Annotated in this window: 23 protein-coding genes; all 23 read right to left on the reverse strand. The window is 66.4% G+C overall.

Going from position 1 to position 15,941, the window contains the following annotated elements; translation table 11 throughout:
- Nucleotides 1-18 precede the first annotated feature (18 nt).
- Nucleotides 19-267: a hypothetical protein gene (locus P3R82_RS19515; RefSeq protein ID WP_283194963.1), complete on the reverse strand. Its 249-nt coding sequence runs from the start codon at nucleotides 265-267 to the stop codon at nucleotides 19-21.
- 190 nt (nucleotides 268-457) lie between these two features.
- A complete protein-coding gene (locus tag P3R82_RS19520; protein ID WP_183899442.1) occupies nucleotides 458-673 on the reverse strand; it encodes a hypothetical protein in 216 nt (71 codons plus the stop codon).
- A gap of 24 nt (nucleotides 674-697) precedes the next feature.
- The gene (locus tag P3R82_RS19525) at nucleotides 698-4,543 is read right to left on the reverse strand and encodes a glycoside hydrolase/phage tail family protein (protein ID WP_283194964.1); all 3,846 of its coding nucleotides are present in this window, start codon (nucleotides 4,541-4,543) and stop codon (nucleotides 698-700) included.
- A 6-nt stretch (nucleotides 4,544-4,549) separates the two neighbouring features.
- Nucleotides 4,550-4,999, reverse strand: coding sequence for an NlpC/P60 family protein (locus tag P3R82_RS19530; protein ID WP_283194965.1), 450 nt, complete (start codon nucleotides 4,997-4,999; stop codon nucleotides 4,550-4,552).
- Complete coding sequence (locus tag P3R82_RS19535; protein WP_283194966.1) at nucleotides 4,996-5,886, reverse strand: DUF2163 domain-containing protein; 891 nt, start codon at nucleotides 5,884-5,886, stop codon at nucleotides 4,996-4,998. The genes P3R82_RS19530 and P3R82_RS19535 overlap by 4 nt, the downstream gene beginning before the upstream one ends.
- Nucleotides 5,883-6,524, reverse strand: coding sequence for a DUF2460 domain-containing protein (locus tag P3R82_RS19540; RefSeq protein WP_283194967.1), 642 nt, complete (start codon nucleotides 6,522-6,524; stop codon nucleotides 5,883-5,885). The genes P3R82_RS19535 and P3R82_RS19540 overlap by 4 nt, the downstream gene beginning before the upstream one ends.
- A gap of 7 nt (nucleotides 6,525-6,531) precedes the next feature.
- On the reverse strand, nucleotides 6,532-7,077 hold the full coding sequence (locus P3R82_RS19545; RefSeq protein WP_283194968.1) for a phage tail tape measure protein: 546 nt from the start codon (nucleotides 7,075-7,077) through the stop codon (nucleotides 6,532-6,534).
- On the reverse strand, nucleotides 7,067-7,312 hold the full coding sequence (locus tag P3R82_RS19550; protein ID WP_183899436.1) for a rcc01693 family protein: 246 nt from the start codon (nucleotides 7,310-7,312) through the stop codon (nucleotides 7,067-7,069). The genes P3R82_RS19545 and P3R82_RS19550 overlap by 11 nt, the downstream gene beginning before the upstream one ends.
- An 11-nt stretch (nucleotides 7,313-7,323) precedes the next feature.
- Entirely contained in the window at nucleotides 7,324-7,743 is a 420-nt protein-coding gene (locus P3R82_RS19555) for a gene transfer agent family protein (RefSeq protein WP_283194969.1), read from the reverse strand.
- Nucleotides 7,743-8,150 (reverse strand): phage major tail protein, TP901-1 family, encoded by a 408-nt coding sequence (locus tag P3R82_RS19560; protein WP_283194970.1) that lies wholly within the window; start codon nucleotides 8,148-8,150, stop codon nucleotides 7,743-7,745. The genes P3R82_RS19555 and P3R82_RS19560 overlap by 1 nt, the downstream gene beginning before the upstream one ends.
- Nucleotides 8,151-8,258: 108 nt before the next feature.
- Entirely contained in the window at nucleotides 8,259-8,666 is a 408-nt protein-coding gene (locus tag P3R82_RS19565) for a DUF3168 domain-containing protein (protein WP_283194971.1), read from the reverse strand.
- On the reverse strand, nucleotides 8,663-8,998 hold the full coding sequence (locus tag P3R82_RS19570; protein WP_283194972.1) for a phage head closure protein: 336 nt from the start codon (nucleotides 8,996-8,998) through the stop codon (nucleotides 8,663-8,665). The genes P3R82_RS19565 and P3R82_RS19570 overlap by 4 nt, the downstream gene beginning before the upstream one ends.
- Nucleotides 8,998-9,567, reverse strand: coding sequence for a head-tail connector protein (locus P3R82_RS19575; RefSeq protein ID WP_283194973.1), 570 nt, complete (start codon nucleotides 9,565-9,567; stop codon nucleotides 8,998-9,000). Before P3R82_RS19575 ends, P3R82_RS19570 begins: the two co-directional genes overlap by 1 nt.
- A gap of 245 nt (nucleotides 9,568-9,812) precedes the next feature.
- A complete protein-coding gene (locus P3R82_RS19580; protein WP_283194974.1) occupies nucleotides 9,813-11,078 on the reverse strand; it encodes a phage major capsid protein in 1,266 nt (421 codons plus the stop codon).
- A gap of 25 nt (nucleotides 11,079-11,103) precedes the next feature.
- Complete coding sequence (locus tag P3R82_RS19585; RefSeq protein ID WP_283194975.1) at nucleotides 11,104-11,718, reverse strand: HK97 family phage prohead protease; 615 nt, start codon at nucleotides 11,716-11,718, stop codon at nucleotides 11,104-11,106.
- A 32-nt stretch (nucleotides 11,719-11,750) separates the two neighbouring features.
- A complete protein-coding gene (locus P3R82_RS19590) occupies nucleotides 11,751-12,068 on the reverse strand; it encodes a DUF6107 family protein (protein WP_283194976.1) in 318 nt (105 codons plus the stop codon).
- Nucleotides 12,069-12,275: 207 nt separating this feature from the next.
- Nucleotides 12,276-12,584, reverse strand: coding sequence for a type II toxin-antitoxin system RelE/ParE family toxin (locus tag P3R82_RS19595; protein WP_283194977.1), 309 nt, complete (start codon nucleotides 12,582-12,584; stop codon nucleotides 12,276-12,278).
- On the reverse strand, nucleotides 12,581-12,841 hold the full coding sequence (locus P3R82_RS19600) for a ribbon-helix-helix domain-containing protein (RefSeq protein WP_111561014.1): 261 nt from the start codon (nucleotides 12,839-12,841) through the stop codon (nucleotides 12,581-12,583). Before P3R82_RS19600 ends, P3R82_RS19595 begins: the two co-directional genes overlap by 4 nt.
- Complete coding sequence (locus P3R82_RS19605) at nucleotides 12,838-13,482, reverse strand: alpha-ketoglutarate-dependent dioxygenase AlkB (protein ID WP_283194978.1); 645 nt, start codon at nucleotides 13,480-13,482, stop codon at nucleotides 12,838-12,840. Before P3R82_RS19605 ends, P3R82_RS19600 begins: the two co-directional genes overlap by 4 nt.
- A 40-nt stretch (nucleotides 13,483-13,522) precedes the next feature.
- Complete coding sequence (locus P3R82_RS19610; protein ID WP_283194979.1) at nucleotides 13,523-14,698, reverse strand: phage portal protein; 1,176 nt, start codon at nucleotides 14,696-14,698, stop codon at nucleotides 13,523-13,525.
- Nucleotides 14,699-14,929: 231 nt separating this feature from the next.
- On the reverse strand, nucleotides 14,930-15,292 hold the full coding sequence (locus P3R82_RS19615; protein ID WP_283194980.1) for a transcriptional regulator: 363 nt from the start codon (nucleotides 15,290-15,292) through the stop codon (nucleotides 14,930-14,932).
- Nucleotides 15,279-15,575, reverse strand: a complete 297-nt coding sequence (locus tag P3R82_RS19620) for a DUF6516 family protein (protein ID WP_283196382.1) — start codon at nucleotides 15,573-15,575, stop codon at nucleotides 15,279-15,281. The genes P3R82_RS19615 and P3R82_RS19620 overlap by 14 nt, the downstream gene beginning before the upstream one ends.
- A 35-nt stretch (nucleotides 15,576-15,610) precedes the next feature.
- The gene (locus P3R82_RS19625; RefSeq protein ID WP_183899423.1) at nucleotides 15,611-15,919 is read right to left on the reverse strand and encodes a Dabb family protein; all 309 of its coding nucleotides are present in this window, start codon (nucleotides 15,917-15,919) and stop codon (nucleotides 15,611-15,613) included.
- Nucleotides 15,920-15,941 lie beyond the last annotated feature (22 nt).

The raw sequence follows: 15,941 nt of genomic DNA on the forward strand, positions 1-15,941 counted from the left end.
TAGATAGGGCGATTCTGCCTACATCGGAACCTTGACGGTCACTTTACGCGGTCGCTGGCCGTTGCCCTGGACGAGCACGGTGATGATGCAACTGTCGCCGGAGGGCTGAACGGAGAGCAGCTGCCCCCCGGTCTTGTCCACGACCTGCTGGGCGGCTTCACTGCAATCGCCTGCTACGCGCACCAAAAGGTTGTGCGTATTATCCGGTGAGGGCGACGGTACCGTCAGCCAAACGGCCAAGGCTGCGACGCTCATAGGAGAGGCCATGTGCTATGCTTTCAATGGATACCAACTTGACCTGACTATGTACTCAGGAGACCTGAATGGCAAATGAATGCACTGTAATCCGGGGCTTTTGAGAGGCGCCGAAAGCAGGCGGCAACGCAGCGGGGACCGTTGCTGTGGCCGGAAAGGCACGGTCGGCGGCAGCGCGCCCGCCGCCGCGCGCCCATGCGATTCACGTTTTCGGTTTGATCACCGATGTCGCGGTCACCCGCCCGTAGACCGCCAGCAAGCCACCCAGCGCGCCCGCGATGTTGACGATCGCATCGACGATCTCGCCACGATCGGCGGTCGCGATGTCCACACCCGTAAAGTGCAAAGCCGAAGCGATCATCGCAACGACGGCGCCCCATATCGTCTTCGAGCTGTACCAGTTTTTCAATTCAGGCATCGTGCTTCTCCTTCTGTTGAAATGTCATGTCTGAAAGATCGCCCGCGCGGGCAGCCCAAGCGGCACGCGCTCGCCGATCTGGCGAATGCTGACCGCGAGGCTCGTCTGCCGCCCGCCGAAATCGAGCACCTCGTCGGCGAGCGGATAGGTCCATTCCGGCGTCCCGACCTCCGCCGCCCGGATCACGGCGTCGACACCATCCAGCACCTCGACCCGGTAGCGCTCGAAGGGTTCGTCGAGCGGAATGTCGGCGCCGGTCCAGCTGTCGGCATTGTCGCGTCCGCGCCGTGTCCACGAAATCCGGGCATCCCCGGCTTCGGTGCGTCGGCAGCGCAGGTGAACCGGCGCGAGCGGTGTCTCGGCCCTGAGGCCGCCCGCGAATGTGAACGGCCCCGCCATCGCAAGCGAACCGGCCGCCTCGGCGATCCAGTTGAGCGACAGGCCGGCCTCGTCGCCACGCAGACCGAGCGGTTTGACCGCCTCGTCGAGCAGCACGACCGCGGCACCCTCGGGAAGGCCTGAGACCATCGCGTCCTCGGTGCCGGCAAGCGCGCGCAGCAATCCTCTCAGCCGCCAGCGGCCGGCCGCGATCTCGTCGGCCTGCAGGAAGGACAGGATTTCCCAGACGCCGCTCGCCGAGCGCACAGCCAGCCGATTGGCACCGTTCAGCACCGATATCCCGGCCGCCGAGGACAGTTCGCCGTAAGCGAGATCGACGACCAGCGCCTGCGACCAGTCGAAGCGGCCGGTGACACCGGGCGCGAGTGCGGCCACAAGCGTTCCCGTGGTTGCCGGACGGTCGAAGACCGCCCTGCCCCGATATCCCTCCGTCGTCGCCGACGACGACAGGCCGACGGTGCGCCACGGCTTGGCGAAGACCGCGCCGCGCGCGAAGCTCGTCGCCGCCTCGCCGTCGAACCGCGGGAGATCCATGAGGTGCACGACGGGCTTGAACAAATTCGACGCGGTGCCGCCGCCATTGCGGCCGTCGGTCATGGCCGGCGGCGCGCCGCCAGCGGACGGCGCAAACGCCCGCGCCTCGATCCGGCGCGCATCGCCATCCTCGATGCGCGACACCAGGAAGCGGCCATCGGGGCCATCCGCGGGCGAGACGACATCGCCCGGCTGCACATCCAGCCGGCCCGGCGCCAGCGAGAAGCGCAACGAGCGGCGGGCGATGCGATTGTCGCGCAACAGCGCCTCGGCCGCATGGAGCGCCGTTTCCTCGGCGAGAACGGCCGGCAGATCCTGCTTGATCAGCCGGCTCGTCGCCTGCCCGGCGCGGTGCGAGCGGGCGCTTGCCTGCTCGTAATCGAGATCGGGATTGTAGAAGGTCATCACCGCCTCGGCGGCGAAATCGCTGTCGTGGCCGCGGGTCTCCTGCCACAGCGGCTCATCCTCCCTGTCGACAAGCGTTGTGATCGCCAGCGCCGGCATGCTGGCGCGGGCCCGCGAGCGGAAACGCAGGAGGCCGGCATCCTCGAAGACATCGATCTGGAATGCCTGCAGCAGCGGCTCGATCAGGTCGCGGGCGGAACCGAGCTCGCCCTTGACGTAACCGATCAGGTCGCCGCTCACCTCGGAGATGTCGAAGTCCGAAAAGCCATGGTCACGCAGCACCGCCGCCATGACGTCGGCCAAGGTGCCGGCTCCCAGCCTGCCGTTCAGCCAGTGCCCGGTGCGCCAGTTGTTTCCGTCCGACCAGATATCCGTCGACAGCGGAAAGGCCGGGAATGGCCGCGCGTCCCAGCACCAGACGAAGAGATGCGAGGGATCGACCATGCCGGCAGGCGCATCATCGCCGGCCCACCGCAAATGGTGCGCCTCGAGGAACCGGCGCTGCATGCCGTCCGCGCGCATGCCGGTCGAAAAATACGGCGCCCCGCTTTCGGCCGACTTCGGGTCGGCGAAGACATTGGGCTGGTTGGCGCCCTTGTCGACGGCGCCGCAGCCGAGCTCGGTGAACCAGACCGGCTTCGACGATGCTACCCAGGCCGTCGGCTGACCGCGCTCGGCGCCGCCGATGCGCTCGTAATGCGGATTGGCCCACCAGGCGGCGATATCCTTGTAGCGGAAGACCCAGGGCTTGCCGGCCAGGCCATCGGTGATCGGGCTGCGCTGCCGGGCTTTGCGGGCATCGCCATCCTGGTAATACCAGTCGAAGCCCTCGCCCGCGCTTATCGCCGCCATCAAGGCGTTTCGATCGTCGGCAAGGCGGAAGCCGTCGGGATTGGCGCTGGCCAGATCGCCGTCGCGCCAGTCGGCGAGCGGCATGTAGTTGTCGATGCCGACGGCATCGATCGCGGGCGAGGCCCAGAGCGGGTCGAGATGGAAATAGACGTCGCCGCTGCCATCCGCCGGGTGATAGCCGAAATACTCGCTCCAGTCGGCGCCATAGGTGATCTTGCTTGAAGGCAACAGCGCCCTGACATCGGCCGCCAGCCGCACCAGCGCCTCGACGAAGGGGAAGGCATCCGCGCCGTCGCGCAGCTGCGTCAGGCCGCGCAGCTCGGAGCCGATCAGGAAGCCGTCGACGCCGCCCGCGAGACGCGCCAGCTGCGCGTAGTGCAGGATGAAGCGCCGGTAGCTCTCCTCGCCGCCGGGATAGGTCACATGGCCGCCCGCGATCGTGAAATCGCTTGCTCGCGCATTGCCGGCGAAGGCTTGCACCTGGCCGCGCGCGACCGCCGTACGGTCAGCGCTGCCTTGTCGCCCCGGCGCCGGGTCGCAGGTGATGCGGCCGCGCCAGGGATAGGACGCCTGACGCGCGCCGCCATAGGGATCGGCGAGTGCGTTGTCGGCGGGAATGTCCATCATCACGAAAGGATAGAGATAGACCTGAAGGCCCCGCGCCTTGAGATCGGCGATCGCCGAGAGCACGCTGGCATCATCGGGCGTGCCGCCATAGGCCGGGCCGCCATTGCTGCGGCTGACGAGACGGGCCGCGGCGCGCGTGACGCCGGAGACGGACCACGGTGCGCTTTCCTCCGCGCGGCTCGCAACCTCGACGCCAGGCACGACGCGGCATTGGCCGGCGCGCAGATCGGTCCCGAACCAGGAGACGACGAGCGCCACGCGCTCGAGATTGGGGCAGAGCGCCATCAGTTCGTCGATCGAGATATCCCAATCGCTTGCGCCGCGCAGGCTGTTGCGATTGAGAATGCGCGCACTGCCGGCACCGAGGCTTTCCGAAACCTGCGCCAGCTGGTAACCATGCTCGGTGGCGCCGGGAATGATGCAGACGGCCCTGATCTCATTTTCCAGCTCGCCGACCGATCTCACGACCTCGAACTGCAGCAACGGAATGCGGTTTCCGTAGGCATCCAGCGGCAGCCGTTCGAAGACGACATAGGCAAGGCCGCGATAGGCCGGCGCGTTGCCCGCACCCTGCTTGGCCTCGACCAGCGGATCGGGCAGCTGCGCCTCGTCGCCACGGTAGACACGCATCTCGATCCCCGTCAGGTCGAGTTCCTTGCCATCGGCCCAGACGCGCCTGACATGCCCGATCGGCCCTTCGGCGAGGCCTACCGCGAGATTGGCGAAGTAGCGGAAGCTCTCGACGCGGGTGCCGCCGGTGGCCTTGCCGCCCTGCCGCTCGGTCGTCACCTCCTCCTCGAAACGCGTCGCCCAGATCAGCGTGCCGCCGATGCGGACGCTGCCATAGACGCGGTTGACCGCCGTGCCCTCGTCGGCGCCGGGAATGCGGGCGCTCGACAGGCGGGCGCCGCGCACGGTGGAGCGGCCGTTGATCAGCGCCTTGTCGACGACACTGCCGGCAAGAGCGCCCGCCGCGCGGCCGATGACGGCACCGACGGGGCCGAAAACGCCGCCCAGTGCCGCGCCGGCCGCCTGGAAGAGAAGCGTTGCCATTTTTCTCTACCTCTCCGGAAAACGAAAGACGCCCGAGATGCGCCGGCGCCAGCTCGGCACCAGCGGCGAGGTCACCACCGCCGCCTGCTCGTAGGCATGGATGAACCGCCGCTCGCCGCAGAGGATGCCGGCATGCTTGGCGGCCAGCTGCGGGCGCCAGCGAAACAGAAGCACGTCACCCGGCCTCGCCTCGACAAGCGGCAGCGACGGGCCGAAATGCCTGAGTGCCGCCTCCATCAGCCGGTCCCCGCCGCCGCGCTCGGCCCAATCGGGCGCATAGGGCGGCGGGCGCTCCGGCTCCTGTCCGTAAAGCTCGCGCCAGATGCCCCTGATCAGCCCGAGACAATCGCAACCGACGCCCTTCAGCGAGGCCTGATGCCGGTAGGGCGTGCCGATCCAGCCTTCGGCCAGCCGCAGCACGTCGTTGGCGATGCCGGTGCTCGCGATATCGGTCATTTGAACAGCGCGCTCCCGTCGTGAAGGCTCTCGCCATCGGCATACGTGTAGGCGAAATCGGTGCCGGGAATGTGTGGGAAGCCGCGAAAGTTCAGATAGTTGGCGAACTTTGCCCGGCAGGTCGAGAAGGCCTTGTCGCAGCCCGCCGTGAGCACGACGCGATCGCCCGCCCGTGGCGTCGCCTCGAGCGGCAGCCAGAGCGTCACCTCCAGGAGATCGTCCTTCACCGCATGCGTCTCGATCTCCAGCCGCTGGCCGTGATTGCCGCCGTCGATAAAGCTCAGTACGCCGAACCGGAAGAAGCCGTCGGGCACGGCCCTGATACCCGAGAGCAGGAGCCGGCTGGCATCCGGCACCGAGGCCACGACGCCTTCGGCGCGCATGCCGGGCGCCAGGAGATCGACGCCGCATCTGCCGTCGCCCAGCGTGGCGTCGCAGCGCCTGCCGTAGACGCGCCCCTGCGGCTCGTCGAGGCGGCTGGCGAAGCTGCGCAGTTCCGCCTGGAACTTGCCCGCGTCGCGCGTGACGTCACCGATTTCCTGCACCTTCAGCAGTATATGCTGGTCGGGTTCCGCCCAGTTTACGAGATGGACCTCGACGCGAGCACCGTCATAGCGGCCGCGCTTGAGGTCCTCCTCGGTGATCGCCGCGCTGGAGAATCCGCCGGCGACATCGCTGGTGGCGGCGGGCAGGCCCGCCTCCTCTTCCGCGGCACTGGCGGAAAAGCCGCTGGCCGCCAGGAAGGTGGTGCCCGAAAACGTCAGGTCGCGATCGTGTTCGGTGAACCCAAGCACGACGCCATCGCGACGCGTCACCCGCCAGGCCCGGCATACCGTGGTGGCGTCGCCCGAAAGATGCGCCTGAAGTGCTTGCGGAATATGCCTCATGGCACGATCTCCATCAGCGGAATGCTGGGAATGCGCCCGGCGTTGAAGGCCGAGAGGTTGACGTCGATGCGCCCGGTCGCAAAGCGCACCGGCACGTCGAAGAGGAACCCCGCCGTCACCGACGCACCCTGTTGCGGAACGGCATCGGCCGCGAAAGTGACGATGCCGGTCGCGACATCGCAGGCGAAGGCGGACGCCGGCAGCGGTACGCCATCCACCGCGACGACGACCGAGCCCTCGACGGGCTTGGCGATCCGCCGCGTGGCTCTGGCCCCGGCATCGCCATAGGTCTTGACGAGCGGGAAAGCGGCGGTCACGCCGTCGCCGATCCCGATCGGCTGGTCGCCCGGTCCGATCTCGGCACCCGGCCGGGTCGAGGTCCAGTCGACCGGGTCGCGGAAGCGGAAGCCATAAAGCTCGCCGCTACGCGCCTCGAAGAATTCCAGCACCTCGTAGAGATCCGCCACCGAGCGCAGGCCGGAGCCGGCATCATAACTGCGGCGCGCATCGCGCCAGCGGCTGTTGCGGCTTTCGCGGCCGTTGGAAAGATTGACGATATCGGTGCGCCTGACCGGCCCGCCGCTCGTCGACAGCGACAGGCGGAGCGGAAAGCGCACCTCGTGGAAACCGGATGTCATCATCACCTCACAGGTTGCGCTGGCCGCGCATCGCGGTGCGCGCCAGCATCGAGGAAATCTGCGCCTCGCTCTTGCGGAAGCTTTCCGCATCCGTCGCGGTAACGTTGAAGACGATCTGCGGTGCGGCCCCGGCACCCGGTGCGGCGACGCCGAGCGAACCGTCGGCACCGCGCTTCAAGGGCAGGATCGCCTCGCTGCCCGCCTCGCCCATCAACCCCGTGTCGCCGCCGAGAGGGAAATAGGTGGGCTGCGACACGACACCGCCATTGGCGAAGGGCAGCAGCTTTCCCGCGCCGCCGAAAAGGCTCGATGCGGCGCCCGAGATCATCGTCTCCAGCGGCTTCAGGCCTGCCGAGAGCGCGATATCCGTCATGCGATTGGCCAACCCGCGCAAAACATCGTCCAGCCCCTTGCCGCCGGTAACCGCGCTTCGCAGCGCCCCTGACAGCGCCGAACCGAAGGAGCGCGAGCGGCCTTCGAGATCGTCGAGCGCGCGCCGCAGCGTTTCGGCTTCGTCGGTCATGGCCGACAGGTCGGCCTGGTCATCGGTCATGGTCGTTCCTCGCTTCGGATGTTGCCCGGCTGTCGGGAAAGCGCGCCATCAGCCCGTCGAGATCGGCGCGTGAGACGGGCGCGCGCGGCGGCGAGAGGCCACCGGCGGCCGCGTGAAACTCCACGGGCGTCATCGCCCAGAAGGATTGCGGGGGAAGCCGCAGCAGGCAGAGACCGACATGCAGAACCCGCGCCCAGGGGAATGGCGTGGCACCCGCATTGTCCGTCGTCTTCATGTCCGCTGCGGCTAGAGGGGGCGCGCGGAGGCGTCGGCGCCATCCCCCAGGAACGTCGCCGTCAGCAAATCGCCGACGATCGCGGCATAGCCGCTGATGCCGCCCTCGACATCGGCCTCAGCCACATCCTCGTCGGAATAGAGATTGCCGCCGCCGCGCAGGCCGGCGCCGATGATGCGGATCATGTCGGCCGCCTTCAGCCGACCACCGGCGAAACGCTCGGCCAGCCCGTTCAGGCTATCGACCGAAAACGCCGTCTCGAGCTCGGCCAAGGCCCCCAGCGTCAGGCACAACACCCGCCGCTCGCCATCGATTTCGGCCTCGATCTCGCCGCGCCGTCGATTGGCCCTTCGCCCGCCAACTGCCGGCCCTCCCGCATGGCCCGACAAAGCCTGTTCGCGAGCCTGTCCGCGTACGGCCCCGCCCGCCATCACAGCGCCTCGAACGATATTGCGCCGGCCGATTCCAGCGCCAGCTCGAACATCACCTCACCATTATACTGGCCGGAATATTCGAGCGCACTCGCCTGGAACGGGCCGGTGACGGTGCCGAAATCCGGCACGACGATCTGCCAGCCGAGGATCGAGGCATTGAAGAAGGCATTGCGCACAAGCTGGTCGGAGGCCGCGTCCTTGAAGATGCCTGACCCCGACACCGAGGCCCGCTGCACGCCAGCCCCGCCCAGAAGCTCGCGCCAGCGCCCGGCGCTTTCGGCATCGGTCACATCCACCGTCTCGGCATTGAAGGCCAGCCGCTTCGAGCGCAGCCCCGCCACCGTTTCATAATCCGTGCCGTTGAAAACCCTCAACAGCAGGTCCTTGCCCGTCTGCGCCACCATGGCCTTATCCCTTCCACGAAAAAGGGCGCCCCGTGAGGGACGCCCGCGATGTCATCGACGATGTATTGAATTGGCCGGCCGGGGCCGGGCTGCGTCAGTGTCTGCTTCTCAAACCACCACCTCCGTCACCGCCCGGAACCGCATCTCGGCGACATGCAGCCGCGTCTTCGGTTCGCGGCGGGTGCGGGTCGATTGATGCAGCAGGCCGACGAGGTGGTGGGTCTCCAACGACAGCGGCGCGTCTTGCAGCATTGCGCGCAGGCGTTCCGCGATGGTGGATGCCTGCCCGCGGCCGCCGGCGTCGGTCCAGATCTCCAGCGTCAGCAGGTGCTCGGCGCCGGTTTCGGTCGCCGTCGAATAGTCGTTGCTCGCGATGTCGGCGACGACGACGGCGGGGAGTTTTCGGCCCGAGACGAGCCGGTCGCGCAGGCCTTCCGGGCCGATCATGGCCGATAGTTCCGTGTCGTCGGCGAGGCGTGCCTGGATCGCCGTCAGCAGCTGGTTTGCGGCGCTCATCGGCTTTCCTCCTCGCACAGGCAGACGAGATAATTGCCGCGCTCGTCGGGATCGCGCCAGGCACGAATCGAAAAGGCGCGCGTGCCCTTGCGCAGCCGCATGCCGGCCTTGAGATCGTCGCGGAAGCGCAGCCAGACGCGGTGGGTCAGCGTGAAGACGTCGGCTCCCGCCTGCTCCTCGCGGAGTTCGCCGACAGGTTCGATGCGTGCCCAGAAGGAGGCGATTTCGGCAAACGCGACGGTGGCGCCGCCCTGCCCGTCCGGCGTCTCGACCGGCGCTTCCAGCGCCAGCCGCGCGGTCATCTGGCCGGGGTCGAAGAAGACCGAGCGCATCAGAGCCTCCTGATCATGAAGGGCGCTATCAGGCGGTCGTAACCCGAGGGAATATCGGCCGGCTGATCCTCCGCCGCGACCGTGCCGCGAAACGAAAACATCTGCGCGACATGCATCAGCATCGCCCGCTTTAGGGTGTCCGGCACCTCGGCGCCGCTCTCGCCAAAGCCTGAGGTGAAATCGATCTCGATGCCGTTGATGGGCTGGCCGGCACTTATGGCGCGGCCGAGTACGAGACGCGCCGGACGGGCGCGGCCGTCGAGGACGTGGCCGGTCAGCGGCAGTTGGACCTCTTCGCCGGATGCATCGTAAAGCCTCAGGCTTTCAATGGTTTGGACGGGACCTCTCGCGATCTGAATCACGCCGTCTTCAGGAACTGAATCAAGATAGAGGCGCCAGGTCTGGGTGATGAGGCTGAGGCCGGTGGTGCGCTCCAGGTGCTCGCGGGCGGTGCGGATGAGGGAGATGAGCAGTGTGTCCTCGTTGGTATCGTCGAGGCGCAGGTGGGATTTGGTCTCGGCGAGGGTGATGGGTTCGGATGCGGGTGGGGTGATGAGGGCGTAGGTCATGGGTGGGGTTCCTGGTATGGTAGAAGGTGGAGGCTTCTTGTGAGAGGTCGTGCTGTGTGGCCCCCTCATCCGCCTGCCGGCACCTTCTCCCCGCTGGGGAGAAGAGACTCGGGGTTGGCCGCTCGCGCCGACCTCCCCTTCTCCCCCATGGGGAGAAGGTGGCCCGAAGGGTCGGATGAGGGGGCTCCGGGCGCGACGCCAGCCGCATTCAAGGCTGCGCACCGCACCCACACCCTCTCACCCACTCAACTCACGGCAAACTTCACCAGCTTGATCGCCTCGAAGTTCTGCACCCCGCCGCCAACCCGTTTCGTCGTGTAGAACAACACATACGGCTTGGCCGAATAGGGATCGCGCAGCACCCGCACCCCCGTACGATCAACCACCAGATAGCCGGCGCGGAAGTCGCCGAAGGCGATCGACAGCGCATTGGCGGCGATGTCGGGCATGTCCTCGGCTTCGACGACGGGGAAGCCGACGAGCGAGGCGGCTTCGCCCGCCGTTGCCGGCGGCTGCCAGAGGTAGCGGCCTTCGGCGTCCTTCAGCTTGCGCACCTCGGCCTGGGTCTTGCGGTTCATCACGAAGTTGGCGTTCTGGCGGTGGCCCGCCTTCAGCGAATAGATCGTGTCGATCAGCGTGTCGGAAGCACCGGTCGCCTTGAAGCCGCCGGCGGCGCCGGTGGCGATGTAGCCGAGATTGCCCCAGCTCCAGGCGCTGTCGGCGACGGCCGGATAGGCAAGAAGACCCTTCGGCTTGTTGACGCCGTCGCCGGCGACGAAGGCCGCACCTTCCTGTTCGGCGAAGACGGTATCGACCTCGCTAGAGATCCAGGCCTCGATATCGACGGCGGCATCGTCGAGCAGCGCCTGGGTGGCGGCCGGCATGGCGTAGAGCTCCATGGTCGGGAAGCTCAACTCGGCAAGCTGGGCGCTATTGGTCTGCGGCCGCGCGGCGGTCTCGGCCACCCAGCCGGACGCCATGCCGGAGATCGCGAAGGGCTTCTTCAGCACCGCGCCGGAAACCTGACGCACCGTCGCGATCGAGCGGATCGGCGAGACCACGGAAAGGCGGCGGCCGATCGCGCTGTCGGTTTCGTCGGGCACGAGATAGCCGCCATCGGCACCCGAGCCCGAGGACATGGCCTTGGCCTCGATCTCGCGCAGGCCGGCCTCGTCGCCCCGGCGGATGTACTGCTCGAAGGCCTGCTTGTGCTCGGTGATCTCGGCGCTCGCCGATGCGGTGCGGCCAAGCGGCGGGCGGGCCTTCTTCAGCGCCAGCTGGTCGAGTACCTTCTTCTGCTCGTCCATCGCGCGGCTGATGCGGTCCATCTTGTCGCGGGTGACGACATCCGACGTCAGCTTCTGCTCGATCTCGCCGAGCCTGGCATCGTTGGTTTCCTTGAAGGCCTCGAAGGCTTCCATGAACTCGTCGAAGGCGGCGGTCATTTCGGGCGCGGCCTTGATCTCGGGTGCGGCCTTCGCGTGGGAGGCGGCAATCTGCGTGTCGGTCATTGCGGGATCATCCTTTCTGGAGGGTCTACTTGAATGTGTCTTGCAGCATCATCCGGGCGGCCCGGCGCATGGCGCGGACGAGCTCGGTCTCCTTGTCGCGGAACCACCGCGCATTCTTGATGTTCTGCACGCGGGCGGACGGCAGCATCGGGAAGGTCACCACCGAGATCTCCCAGAGGTCGGCCTCGAGGATGCGGCGCACGCCGGACTTGGCATCGGTCCTGGCGCGGACGGTGCGAAAGCCGATCGACAGGCCATCGAGCGCGCCGTTCTTCAAAAGCTGATGCACCTCGCGGGCTCGACTGACGCCATCGGCGAGCACGCCCTCGACATAGAGCCCGCGGCTATCCTCGCGGATCGTCTTCCAGGCGCCGATCGGCTCGGCCGGATCATGCTGGAAGAGCATGCGCACGCCAGCCGCACCACGCGTCTTGAGCGAACGCAGAAAGGCGCCGCGCTCGATCGCGTCCTTGCCGAGATCGACCTCGCCGAAGACGCTGGCATAGCCGGAGAAGGTGCCGTCACGGCTGAGGCCGCGCAGCTCCAGATTGGCGAACTTGCGCGTATCCGCGCCGGGAACGGCCCGGGTGGACAAGCGCGTGGGGGGTCGCGCCAGCGCGCGGCTTGCGGTCATGATCATGCTCCTCGTTTCATGGTTCTGTGGCCGGTGCCTTACCGATTGCGGGCGCCGTAGCGGCCGGCGATGCGCTGGAGAATGCCGAGCCCCCACCAGGCGCAGAGGCTGGATGCGGCCGAGCCCGACAGCATCACCTCGGACACGGAGAGCTGGTCGGAAAGCTGCAGCTGCTCGGCGATCCAGAGCCCGCTCGGACCGCCGAAGATGAGGCCGCAGGCAAGGCCGGTGAAAAACCGGCTCGCCGCCTCGCGCCGGCTCTTCGGCAAAAGATAGATCAGCGACACGGCGGCACCCGCCGACGCGCCCAGCGCCCTGGTCGCCCAGAGCCCTGTTTCGTTGGAGAAATCGGCCATTGGTTTGGGCCTTTGTGCGTGGGGTGTGGGGGTGCGCGAGGCGCACGTCTTCCATCGCAGCGATGCTGCGGCCGATTCAATTCTGCTGTCTTTTGAGTCTGTTGCGGATAGCCGTTCTAAGATTGAGTCCGGCGGTTCACACGGTGAATCAATTACCGATGAGGTCAGCCCAACGAGGCTCAAAACCCGCGCGGCACCCGTGACGCGTCAGTCGCTCTCGTCGAGCCCGTCGTCCCTGTCCAGTTGCTCGCGCTGTCTGCCGTGGGTGATGTTGGAGACCATGATGGCATCGCGGCCGATGCGGTAGGTGATGATATAGGGGCCGACGACCAACTGGCGGCGTCCTGTCAGCACAGGCACGGGAGCGCCGACCTGGGGATAGGCGGCGAGCCTTCTAATGCCGCCTTGGATTCTTGCCATGGCGGCGTCGGCAGCGCGGGAATTGAACGCGCTGAGATAGCCATATTCGTGGCTGAGATAGTCCGCGGCATCCTTGGAAAGAATGACCTTCATCATGCCGCGTCATCTCTGGGAGACGATGTCAGTTCCCGCATGAACTCCTCGAAATCAACGGTCTCGCCATTGCGGATCTGCTCTTCGCCCTTCAGCGTCTGCAGAACATCATTCCCCTCTTCCATCAGATAGTATTTCAGCGCCCGGACAATGACCCAGCTGCGGCTGCGGTCGGTGGCCTTTGCGATGGTCTCGATGTCCTTCAGCATGTCTTCTGGAATGCGCAGGGCAATCGGGTCGGAGAGAACGGGCTTGGTCATCGGCTTGCTCCTCGATTTGTAATACGCTGTATAACAAATTTCGAAACAGGCCTCAACGTCAGCCCCGCACTCGTCGTCCTGACGACGTTGCGAAACGTCAGCGATATCCGCCGTCCGCGTGGGCGCTTCTCGCCATCGACGATATCGGCAAGCCGCGCTGGAATCTCATGCGTCCATTCATAGCGCGCCGGGCCATCCATTTTCAGCAGCGAACGCGGTTCCAGCGTCAACGTCCGTTTCTCGCCGGTGGCGGGATGACGGAAGATCATCTCGCAGGGCGACAGGAGGCTGAGCGAGGCGATGTCGCCGAAACAGGGGACGCAATCGACGTGGGCGCTGATCCCCTGCCCCGGATGATATTCGTTGGCGATGACCTGATCAGGCGGCTCTACGAAGTGCTGACCCGATACTAGGCGGGCAACCACGTCGCGAAGCCAATCCGGCAGAGCCCCAAGATAGGCATCACCGGTCACCGCCCGGGCGCGATAGTCATAGCGATATCCGAAATGCTGGACGCGGCGCTTCAGGGTCTCGTCCCATGGCGACCCATCCAGCGCCGCGACGAGCGCATCGGCCATCTCCTCGGAGATGAAATCCGGCCGGTATGTCAGACCGTCGGGAAGCGCTGAGTGCATCGGCATCATTTACACTCTATGCCTGCATTTGGCCAGACGACTCCCCTCAATACCCCACCGCCTGCCGCTTCTCCTCATCCGTCAGAAACGCCGCCTCGCCCACGCGTTTCCAGAGCTCGCCGCGCTCGGCGCCGAGACCCGCGACCTTGTCGAGATCCGGTTCCAGCCGCAGCCCGTCGCCGTAGCCTGCGGCCGCCCAGGTCGACAGCGCCGCCAGCGTGCGGGTCAGCATCGGCAGCACGGTCAGCCTATAGAAGGCGCGGTTGGCTTCCTGGTAGTTGGCGTAGGTGTTGTCGCCGGGGATGCCGAGCAGCATGGGGGGCACGCCGAAGGCGAGCGCGATGTCGCGGGCAGCACCGTTGCGGGCCTCGACGAAGTCCATGTCCTTGGGCGACAGGCCCATGGATTTCCAGTCGAGCCCGCCTTCGAGCAGCAACGGCCGGCCGGCGCGCATCGGGCCGGAATAGCCCTCGTCGAGCTCCTGCTTCAGCCGCTCATACTGATCGGGCGAAAGGTTGCCGCCCTCCTTGGGCTGGTAGACGAGCGCACCGGAGGGGCGCGCGGAATTATCCAGCAGCGCCTTGTTCCAGGTGGCGGCCGCATTGGAGAGATCGAGCGCCACCTGGGCTGCCGCCAGCGGCGGAAAACCGAGATGATCGTCGAGCGGGTGGAAGAGTTTCAGGTGCAGCAGGCCAAGCCCGTCCGTCTCGACGGGAAAGCGGCGGACGAGGCCGCCGGCGCGATAATCATAGGCCTCCGGCCAGCCGTCGCGGCCCTCGACGAGGCCAATGCGATCCGGCCGCAACAGATGCAGCTCGCGCAGCGCGCCGCCGATCTCGACCGGCTCGACGTAGGCATTGCCCGACAGCAGCAGGTGGCCGTAGAGCGCCTCGAAGAAATCGGGGCCGCTCATGCGGGCGTTCGGCTGGCGCAGGAGATGAAGCAGGGGGTGATCGGGCCGCTCGCGGTCCTGCTCGTAGATCAAGAGCGGCACCGAGGCCGCCGCCTCCGAAATCATCCTCACGCAGCGATGCGCCACCGGATTGCGCATGAAGCCCTCGCGTGACAAGGCCGCGTAGGAGCGCCCGGTCCAGCTCGCGCTGCCCTGCGATGTCAGCGACACGAAGCCGGTGGCGGCTTTTCGTTCGGGTACGTCATGACGTTCGGGCACGGGCTTGCGGCCCGCCGGGGAGCCCCACGGCAGGAGAGATCGAAATTTCATGATCCGGTTTCCTGATGTTTGCGACCGGCATTTGGCCGGCCGATGCTGTCGTCTCTATCTTGCGATCGAGCCTAAGTCGCCTCGGCGGCGTGGTCGCGAGCATTTCCCGGCAACGTGAACACTCCAGGATGAAGCGCGGCCGAACCACGTCCAGCCGCCGGCATCACAGTGCCGAGCCGATGATGTTGCAAAGCCGGCGCGCACCACGCACCGGGTGGTGCGCGGCGGCGATCAGGCTGCCAGATCGATCGCCATCTCGGCTATGATCCGGTCCCACGGGACGAATATCTGGTTATTGTCGTTGCGCTCGATCAGGTCGATCAACATCAGCGCATGCACGTCGTTGTGCACGGCGCGGTAATCGCGCTCCAGAAGCCTCGCGAGTTGGCGGATGGAGGTTTTGCCCTGGTGCCTCAGCGTCCGCAAAAGCTGCCAGCGGCTGGCGGTCAGGACCTTCAGCAGCGTTTCCATGCTCTCGAAGGCGACGACACCCGGCTGCTCGCTGACGTCGCCGCTGTCGATACGGCGCGCACCTTCCATCGCACCCTTGAAGAATTCGTCGAGATCGGTGACATGCAGCTTAACTTCTGGCATTCGCAATCTCCCGTCTCACATCCATGTCGAAATCGAGAAGCAGCTGCTCCAGCGTCTTGAACGCATAAGGCTCCTCCCGGTCGCGGTAGTGCCGGTGGTCGCCTTTACCCGCTTCATTGTCATAAGCGATGATTCGCTCGCCCGGCCTGCCGTAAAAGAGCGAATATTTCAGGCCATGCGGTCGCTCGGGGCTCGGCGCCTGCAGCCGCCAAACCCTGATCTGCAAGATCGCTCCGTCGTCTAGAACAACCTTTCGGCTGTAAATCAGGGTCGCAGGCGGCATATGCTCTATATAACATATGCTCCGGAAGCCATCAATCACCCCAGCGGCTGCTTCACCGCCAGGTCGCTCTCGTAGTCCGCCGCCATGCGCAGTTCGCGGATGGGGCGAACGAGGCTGGTGGAGAGCTGGTAGTTCGGGTGCGCCTTGTAGGCGGCGAGCGCTGCTTCGTCGTCGAACTCGCCGTAGACGACAAGATCGACCTCGGTGCCGAACTGGTCGGTCTTCACGTTGGTGCCGATCTCCAGCAGCCGGGCGTGCGGGATGGCCGTCAGGATCGACAGGCCCTCGCGGACCTTGTCCATGTTTTCGATCGGCGCCGTGAAGAAGACGATGTGACGGATCACGCGGGACTCCTGTATGTCTGAT

The sequence above is a fragment of the Rhizobium sp. AN80A genome, from assembly GCF_030053015.1.
GTDB classification, from domain to species: Bacteria; Pseudomonadota; Alphaproteobacteria; order Rhizobiales; family Rhizobiaceae; genus Rhizobium; species Rhizobium metallidurans.

What these genes read in the sequence shown, in the direction of transcription:
- P3R82_RS19580 (WP_283194974.1), bottom strand. Translation starts at nt 11,078, where the DNA reads ATGACCGACACGCAGATTGCCGCCTCCCACGCGAAGGCCGCACCCGAG.
- P3R82_RS19535 (WP_283194966.1), bottom strand. Translation starts at nt 5,886, where the DNA reads ATGAGGCATATTCCGCAAGCACTTCAGGCGCATCTTTCGGGCGACGCC.
- P3R82_RS19570 (WP_283194972.1), bottom strand. Translation starts at nt 8,998, where the DNA reads ATGCGCTCGGTCTTCTTCGACCCCGGCCAGATGACCGCGCGGCTGGCG.
- P3R82_RS19545 (WP_283194968.1), bottom strand. Translation starts at nt 7,077, where the DNA reads ATGACCGATGACCAGGCCGACCTGTCGGCCATGACCGACGAAGCCGAA.
- P3R82_RS19565 (WP_283194971.1), bottom strand. Translation starts at nt 8,666, where the DNA reads ATGAGCGCCGCAAACCAGCTGCTGACGGCGATCCAGGCACGCCTCGCC.
- P3R82_RS19590 (WP_283194976.1), bottom strand. Translation starts at nt 12,068, where the DNA reads ATGGCCGATTTCTCCAACGAAACAGGGCTCTGGGCGACCAGGGCGCTG.
- P3R82_RS19520 (WP_183899442.1), bottom strand. Translation starts at nt 673, where the DNA reads ATGCCTGAATTGAAAAACTGGTACAGCTCGAAGACGATATGGGGCGCC.
- P3R82_RS19595 (WP_283194977.1), bottom strand. Translation starts at nt 12,584, where the DNA reads ATGATGAAGGTCATTCTTTCCAAGGATGCCGCGGACTATCTCAGCCAC.
- P3R82_RS19615 (WP_283194980.1), bottom strand. Translation starts at nt 15,292, where the DNA reads ATGCCAGAAGTTAAGCTGCATGTCACCGATCTCGACGAATTCTTCAAG.
- P3R82_RS19540 (WP_283194967.1), bottom strand. Translation starts at nt 6,524, where the DNA reads ATGACATCCGGTTTCCACGAGGTGCGCTTTCCGCTCCGCCTGTCGCTG.
- P3R82_RS19555 (WP_283194969.1), bottom strand. Translation starts at nt 7,743, where the DNA reads ATGGCGGGCGGGGCCGTACGCGGACAGGCTCGCGAACAGGCTTTGTCG.
- P3R82_RS19620 (WP_283196382.1), bottom strand. Translation starts at nt 15,575, where the DNA reads ATGCCGCCTGCGACCCTGATTTACAGCCGAAAGGTTGTTCTAGACGAC.
- P3R82_RS19515 (WP_283194963.1), bottom strand. Translation starts at nt 267, where the DNA reads ATGGCCTCTCCTATGAGCGTCGCAGCCTTGGCCGTTTGGCTGACGGTA.
- P3R82_RS19575 (WP_283194973.1), bottom strand. Translation starts at nt 9,567, where the DNA reads ATGACCTACGCCCTCATCACCCCACCCGCATCCGAACCCATCACCCTC.
- P3R82_RS19525 (WP_283194964.1), bottom strand. Translation starts at nt 4,543, where the DNA reads ATGGCAACGCTTCTCTTCCAGGCGGCCGGCGCGGCACTGGGCGGCGTT.
- P3R82_RS19600 (WP_111561014.1), bottom strand. Translation starts at nt 12,841, where the DNA reads ATGACCAAGCCCGTTCTCTCCGACCCGATTGCCCTGCGCATTCCAGAA.
- P3R82_RS19550 (WP_183899436.1), bottom strand. Translation starts at nt 7,312, where the DNA reads ATGAAGACGACGGACAATGCGGGTGCCACGCCATTCCCCTGGGCGCGG.
- P3R82_RS19530 (WP_283194965.1), bottom strand. Translation starts at nt 4,999, where the DNA reads ATGACCGATATCGCGAGCACCGGCATCGCCAACGACGTGCTGCGGCTG.
- P3R82_RS19560 (WP_283194970.1), bottom strand. Translation starts at nt 8,150, where the DNA reads ATGGTGGCGCAGACGGGCAAGGACCTGCTGTTGAGGGTTTTCAACGGC.
- P3R82_RS19605 (WP_283194978.1), bottom strand. Translation starts at nt 13,482, where the DNA reads ATGCCGATGCACTCAGCGCTTCCCGACGGTCTGACATACCGGCCGGAT.
- P3R82_RS19610 (WP_283194979.1), bottom strand. Translation starts at nt 14,698, where the DNA reads ATGAAATTTCGATCTCTCCTGCCGTGGGGCTCCCCGGCGGGCCGCAAG.
- P3R82_RS19585 (WP_283194975.1), bottom strand. Translation starts at nt 11,718, where the DNA reads ATGATCATGACCGCAAGCCGCGCGCTGGCGCGACCCCCCACGCGCTTG.